This window comes from Citrobacter sp. Cm046, assembly GCF_030333065.1.
GTDB classification, from domain to species: domain Bacteria; phylum Pseudomonadota; class Gammaproteobacteria; order Enterobacterales; family Enterobacteriaceae; genus Citrobacter; species Citrobacter murliniae.
Genome location: NZ_JAOWGP010000046.1, coordinates 575,263 through 581,762, shown reverse-complemented (window position 1 = coordinate 581,762; position 6,500 = coordinate 575,263). Strand labels below are relative to the sequence as shown.

At 50.6% G+C, this 6,500-nt stretch carries 6 protein-coding genes and 1 rRNA gene; 5 read left to right on the top strand and 2 right to left on the bottom strand.

Annotated features, from left to right (window positions below; translation table 11 throughout):
• Positions 1 to 16: 16 nt before the first annotated feature.
• Both OGX98_RS23955 and gmhB read right to left on the bottom strand, forming a co-directional pair.
• A 16S ribosomal RNA gene (locus OGX98_RS23955) occupies positions 17 to 1,558 on the bottom strand.
• Positions 1,559 to 1,923: 365 nt separating this feature from the next.
• Positions 1,924 to 2,490: a D-glycero-beta-D-manno-heptose 1,7-bisphosphate 7-phosphatase gene (gene gmhB, locus OGX98_RS23950; protein ID WP_045440049.1), complete on the bottom strand. Its 567-nt coding sequence runs from the start codon at positions 2,488 to 2,490 to the stop codon at positions 1,924 to 1,926.
• Between the two features lie 189 nt (positions 2,491 to 2,679).
• On the opposite strand from gmhB, the gene metN reads away from it, so the two are divergent.
• The 5 genes from metN (at position 2,680) to tsaA (ending at position 6,442) form a co-directional block, all read left to right on the top strand.
• Positions 2,680 to 3,711 (top strand): methionine ABC transporter ATP-binding protein MetN, encoded by a 1,032-nt coding sequence (gene metN, locus OGX98_RS23945; RefSeq protein ID WP_045440046.1) that lies wholly within the window; start codon positions 2,680 to 2,682, stop codon positions 3,709 to 3,711.
• Positions 3,704 to 4,357, top strand: a complete 654-nt coding sequence (locus OGX98_RS23940) for a methionine ABC transporter permease MetI (protein WP_003018471.1) — start codon at positions 3,704 to 3,706, stop codon at positions 4,355 to 4,357. The genes metN and OGX98_RS23940 overlap by 8 nt, the downstream gene beginning before the upstream one ends.
• Before the next feature lie 44 nt (positions 4,358 to 4,401).
• Positions 4,402 to 5,217 (top strand): methionine ABC transporter substrate-binding lipoprotein MetQ, encoded by an 816-nt coding sequence (gene metQ / locus OGX98_RS23935; protein WP_045440042.1) that lies wholly within the window; start codon positions 4,402 to 4,404, stop codon positions 5,215 to 5,217.
• A gap of 116 nt (positions 5,218 to 5,333) precedes the next feature.
• On the top strand, positions 5,334 to 5,738 hold the full coding sequence (rcsF, locus tag OGX98_RS23930) for an envelope stress sensor lipoprotein RcsF (protein WP_045440039.1): 405 nt from the start codon (positions 5,334 to 5,336) through the stop codon (positions 5,736 to 5,738).
• Positions 5,735 to 6,442, top strand: a complete 708-nt coding sequence (gene tsaA / locus OGX98_RS23925; RefSeq protein ID WP_045440036.1) for a tRNA (N6-threonylcarbamoyladenosine(37)-N6)-methyltransferase TrmO — start codon at positions 5,735 to 5,737, stop codon at positions 6,440 to 6,442. Before rcsF ends, tsaA begins: the two co-directional genes overlap by 4 nt.
• Positions 6,443 to 6,500: the final 58 nt, after the last annotated feature.

Genomic DNA, 6,500 nt, shown 5'->3' with positions numbered 1-6,500 from the left:
GAACGGTTCTTTAAGGTAAGGAGGTGATCCAACCGCAGGTTCCCCTACGGTTACCTTGTTACGACTTCACCCCAGTCATGAATCACAAAGTGGTAAGCGCCCTCCCGAAGGTTAAGCTACCTACTTCTTTTGCAACCCACTCCCATGGTGTGACGGGCGGTGTGTACAAGGCCCGGGAACGTATTCACCGTGGCATTCTGATCCACGATTACTAGCGATTCCGACTTCATGGAGTCGAGTTGCAGACTCCAATCCGGACTACGACATACTTTATGAGGTCCGCTTGCTCTCGCGAGGTCGCTTCTCTTTGTATATGCCATTGTAGCACGTGTGTAGCCCTACTCGTAAGGGCCATGATGACTTGACGTCATCCCCACCTTCCTCCAGTTTATCACTGGCAGTCTCCTTTGAGTTCCCGGCCGAACCGCTGGCAACAAAGGATAAGGGTTGCGCTCGTTGCGGGACTTAACCCAACATTTCACAACACGAGCTGACGACAGCCATGCAGCACCTGTCTCAGAGTTCCCGAAGGCACCAAAGCATCTCTGCTAAGTTCTCTGGATGTCAAGAGTAGGTAAGGTTCTTCGCGTTGCATCGAATTAAACCACATGCTCCACCGCTTGTGCGGGCCCCCGTCAATTCATTTGAGTTTTAACCTTGCGGCCGTACTCCCCAGGCGGTCGACTTAACGCGTTAGCTCCGGAAGCCACGCCTCAAGGGCACAACCTCCAAGTCGACATCGTTTACGGCGTGGACTACCAGGGTATCTAATCCTGTTTGCTCCCCACGCTTTCGCACCTGAGCGTCAGTCTTTGTCCAGGGGGCCGCCTTCGCCACCGGTATTCCTCCAGATCTCTACGCATTTCACCGCTACACCTGGAATTCTACCCCCCTCTACAAGACTCTAGCCTGCCAGTTTCGGATGCAGTTCCCAGGTTGAGCCCGGGGATTTCACATCCGACTTGACAGACCGCCTGCGTGCGCTTTACGCCCAGTAATTCCGATTAACGCTTGCACCCTCCGTATTACCGCGGCTGCTGGCACGGAGTTAGCCGGTGCTTCTTCTGCGAGTAACGTCAATTGCTGAGGTTATTAACCTCAACACCTTCCTCCTCGCTGAAAGTACTTTACAACCCGAAGGCCTTCTTCATACACGCGGCATGGCTGCATCAGGCTTGCGCCCATTGTGCAATATTCCCCACTGCTGCCTCCCGTAGGAGTCTGGACCGTGTCTCAGTTCCAGTGTGGCTGGTCATCCTCTCAGACCAGCTAGGGATCGTCGCCTAGGTGAGCCGTTACCCCACCTACTAGCTAATCCCATCTGGGCACATCCGATGGCAAGAGGCCCGAAGGTCCCCCTCTTTGGTCTTGCGACGTTATGCGGTATTAGCTACCGTTTCCAGTAGTTATCCCCCTCCATCGGGCAGTTTCCCAGACATTACTCACCCGTCCGCCACTCGTCACCCAAGGAGCAAGCTCCTCTGTGCTACCGTTCGACTTGCATGTGTTAGGCCTGCCGCCAGCGTTCAATCTGAGCCATGATCAAACTCTTCAATTTAAGTTTGATGCTCGTGAATTAAACTTCGTAATGAATTACGTGTTCACTCAGAGACTTGGTATTCATTTTTCGTCTTGCGACGTTAAGAATCCGTATCATTGAGTGCCCACACAGATTGTCTGATAAATTGTTAAAGAGCAGTTGCGACGCGCTTTAGCGCTCTGTCGCGAGGTGGCGTATATTACGCTTTCCTCTTTCAGAGTCAACCCTGAATATCAGGATTTTTCTCTTCAACCGGACCGGCTGTTTGTGTGAAGTGATTCACATCCGCCGTGTCGATGGAGGCGCATTATAGGGAGTCGCCTCAGGAAGACAAGCGGAAAAATGCATTTTTGTTTCAACCGCTCACCTTTTATCCACAACGCTTACTTTTGCTGCTTTTTTATCGCCGATGGCAGGTCAGCCAGACTATTTAGCACTATATCTGCCGCATTTTCTGCTTCCGGGGTGACAGGTTTGCCTGTACGCACTAATACTTTTGTCCCCACATTCGCCGCTGTCGCCGCCTGCATATCTTCTATTTTGTCGCCCACCATATAAGAAGCGGCCATATCAATGTGCAGAAAGTCTCGAGCAGAGATAAGCATGCCCGGATGCGGTTTACGGCAATCGCAGACCTGACGGTACTCTTCTACTGTTCCCTGCGGATGGTGAGGACAATAATAGATACCATCCAGATCAACATCACGATCGGCCAGCGACCAGTCCATCCATTCAGTGAGCGTTTCGAACTGCGCTTCGGTAAATTTACCGCGAGCGATACCAGACTGGTTCGTCACTACAATAAGTGCGTAACCCATACTTTTAAGCTCACGCATGGCATCAATGACACCTTCGATAAACTCGAACTCGTCGATCTCATGTACATAACCGTGGTCCACATTAATGGTGCCGTCACGGTCGAGAAAAATTGCGGGTACAGACTTTGCCACCTTTTATAGCTCCTGAATAAGGCATGTCGCTCTAGTATCGCATGTTTCTGCGGGCAAGAAAGTGCTCATCGTGCAAACCCCGATTGATTTAGACGTCTGGATGCCTTAACATCCATCTTGTTAACGGCTTTGACCGTACCAGACAGACGAAAATGCCACGGCTAACTTAATTACGATAATAAATAACCAATGATTAAACTTTCGAATATCACCAAAGTGTTCCAACAGGGGACTCGCTCTATTCAGGCGCTGAACAATGTCAGCCTGCATGTTCCTGCCGGGCAGATTTATGGCGTTATTGGCGCTTCAGGCGCTGGTAAAAGCACGTTAATCCGCTGCGTTAACTTACTCGAACGCCCTACTGAAGGCAGCGTACAGGTCGGTGGCCAGGAGCTAACAACGCTTTCTGAATCCGAGCTGACCAAAGCTCGCCGTCAAATCGGCATGATTTTCCAGCACTTTAACCTGCTGTCGTCCCGTACTGTTTTTGGTAACGTCGCGCTTCCGCTGGAGCTGGATAACACCCCCAAAGAAGAGATTAAACGTCGCGTGTCGGAGCTGTTGGATTTAGTTGGCCTTGGCGATAAGCATGACAGCTTTCCCGCTAACCTTTCAGGTGGGCAGAAACAGCGCGTCGCCATTGCCCGTGCGTTGGCCAGCAATCCTAAGGTGTTGCTGTGCGATGAAGCCACCAGCGCACTCGATCCAGCAACCACTCGTTCGATACTGGAATTATTGAAAGACATTAACCGTCGTCTTGGATTAACCATTCTGCTGATTACCCATGAGATGGATGTCGTAAAACGTATTTGTGACTGCGTAGCCGTTATCAGTAATGGTGAACTGATTGAGCAGGACACCGTCAGCGAAGTGTTTTCACACCCGAAAACGCCGCTGGCGCAGAAATTTATCCAGTCCACGCTACATCTGGACATTCCGGAAGATTATCTGGAGCGCTTAAAAGCAGAGCCCGAAAACGACAGTGTTCCAATGCTGCGGATGGAATTCACAGGGCATTCGGTGGATGCGCCATTGCTCTCTGAAACAGCACGTCGCTTTAATGTGAATAACAATATTATCAGCGCGCAAATGGATTACGCCGGTGGCGTGAAGTTCGGCATCATGCTGACTGAAATGCACGGTACACAAGAAGATACGCAAGCGGCCATCAACTGGCTGCAGGAACACCATGTAAAAGTAGAGGTACTGGGTTATGTCTGAGCCGATGATGTGGCTGCTGGTTCGCGGCGTATGGGAAACGCTGGCAATGACCTTTGTGTCCGGTTTTTTTGGTTTTGTGATTGGCCTGCCCGTCGGCGTGCTGTTGTACGTGACGCGTCCCGGACAAATCATTGAGAACGCGAAACTTTACCGTACGCTGTCTGCACTGGTAAACATTTTCCGTTCCATCCCGTTCATTATTCTGTTGGTCTGGATGATTCCGTTTACCCGCATGATTGTTGGCACCTCTATTGGTTTGCAGGCAGCCATCGTCCCGTTAACCGTTGGCGCCGCACCATTTATTGCCCGTATGGTTGAGAATGCGCTGCTGGAAATCCCTACCGGACTGATCGAAGCATCGCGCGCAATGGGCGCTACACCATTGCAGATCGTACGTAAGGTGTTGCTGCCGGAAGCGTTGCCAGGTCTGGTAAATGCGGCGACTATCACACTGATCACCCTGGTCGGCTATTCTGCGATGGGCGGTGCCGTCGGTGCCGGTGGTCTTGGACAGATTGGCTATCAATACGGTTATATTGGATACAATGCTACCGTGATGAATACAGTACTGGTATTACTTGTAGTTCTGGTTTATTTAATTCAGTTATCCGGCGATCGCATCGTCCGGGCTGTCACGCACAAATAACGTTGCACACAACACAAAAAACTCATTAAGAAAAGGAAATAAGCATGGCGTTCAAATTCAAAACCTTTGCGGCAGTTGGAGCCCTGATCGGTTCTCTGGCACTTGTGGGTTGTGGTCAGGATGAAAAAGATCCTAACCACATCAAAGTGGGCGTTATTGTTGGCGCAGAGCAGCAGGTTGCAGAAGTTGCGCAGAAAGTCGCGAAAGAGAAATACGGTCTGGACGTTGAACTGGTAACTTTCAACGATTACGTTCTGCCTAACGAAGCGTTGAGCAAAGGTGATATCGATGCCAACGCCTTCCAGCACAAACCTTATCTGGATCAGCAGATCAAAGATCGTGGTTACAAACTGGTTGCCGTAGGCAATACATTCGTTTACCCGATTGCTGGTTATTCCAAAAAAATCAAATCACTGGATGAACTGCAGGAAGGTTCTCAGGTCGCAATTCCAAACGACCCGACTAACCTTGGTCGTTCCCTGCTGCTGCTGCAAAAAGTGGGTTTGATCAAACTGAAAGATGGTGTAGGTCTGTTGCCGACTGCCCTGGACGTTGTTGAAAACCCGAAAAACCTGAAGCTGGTTGAGCTGGAAGCACCTCAGTTACCACGCTCACTGGACGATGCGCAAATCGCTCTGGCCGTTATTAACACCACTTATGCCAGCCAGATTGGCCTGACACCGGCAAAAGATGGCATCTTTGTTGAAGATAAAGATTCCCCGTATGTAAACCTGATCGTCACTCGTGAAGACAATAAAGACGCTGAGAACGTGAAGAAATTCGTTGAGGCGTATCAGTCAGACGAAGTTTACGAAGCGGCAAACAAGGTCTTTAATGGCGGCGCTGTTAAGGGCTGGTAATTTTAGGCTGTTTCCAAAATTTGTAATATCATCAGGACGGGCGCTTGCCCGTCTTGTCATTTATGCAAGCACCTGATTCAATATCTGACGTTTAGATCATTCATTGAGGAAACATTATGCGTGCTTTACCGATCTGTTTATTAGCACTCATGCTGAGCGGCTGTTCTATGTTAAGCAGATCCCCTGTTGAACCCGTTCAAAGCACCGCAACCCCGCCTAAAGCGGAGCCGGAAAAACCGAAAGCACCACGCGCAGTGCCGGTGAGAATTTATACCAATGCAGAAGACTTAGTTGGCAAACCGTTCCGCGACCTCGGTGAAGTGAGCGGCGAGTCCTGCCAGGCATCAAACCAGGATTCCCCTCCGAGCATTCCAACCGCACGCAAACGCATGCAGATCAACGCATCTAAAATGAAAGCTAATGCCGTATTGCTGCACAGCTGTGAAGTCACCAGTGGTACACCTGGTTGCTATCGTCAGGCAGTTTGCATCGGTTCTGCGCTGAATATTTCGACTAAATGAGTCATTTTCAGTTCGAGCAAATAGGCGTTATCCGCTCTCCTTATAAAGAAAAATTCGCCGTTCCACGCCAGCCTGGCCTGGTAAAAAGTGCCTGCGGCGAACTGCATTTGCTCGCACCGTATAACCAGGCCGATGCTGTTCGCGGCCTGGAAGCGTTCAGCCATTTATGGATTATTTTCGTCTTTCACCAGACGATGGACGGTGGATGGCGCCCGACCGTACGCCCGCCCCGACTTGGTGGTAACGCCAGAATGGGCGTCTTTGCCACGCGTTCAACCTTTCGCCCTAACCCTGTCGGCATGTCGCTGGTCGAGTTGCAAGGGATTGTCTGCCAGAAAGAGAGCGTCATTCTGAAGCTGGGTAGTCTGGATCTGGTCGATGGTACACCGGTTGTAGATATCAAGCCCTACCTGCCGTTTGCCGAAGCATTACCCGATGCCACCGCCAGCTACGCGCAACATGCTCCAGTTGCCGAAATGGGCGTAAGTTTTACCGCCGAGGTTGAGCAGCAGCTTCTGGCTCTGGAAACACGTTATCCGCAGCTAAAAACATTTATTGGTGAAGTACTGGCACAGGACCCGCGTCCTGCGTATCGTAAGGGTGAAGAGACAGGCAAAACGTACGCCGTCTGGTTACACGATTTCAACGTGCGCTGGCGTGTGACGGAAGAGGGTTTCGAAGTCTTTGCGCTTGAACCCCGGTAATTTCGCGCCCTTCTCTTTTGACATCCCTTTCTCGCTGGTAAACTAAATCACTTTTTTT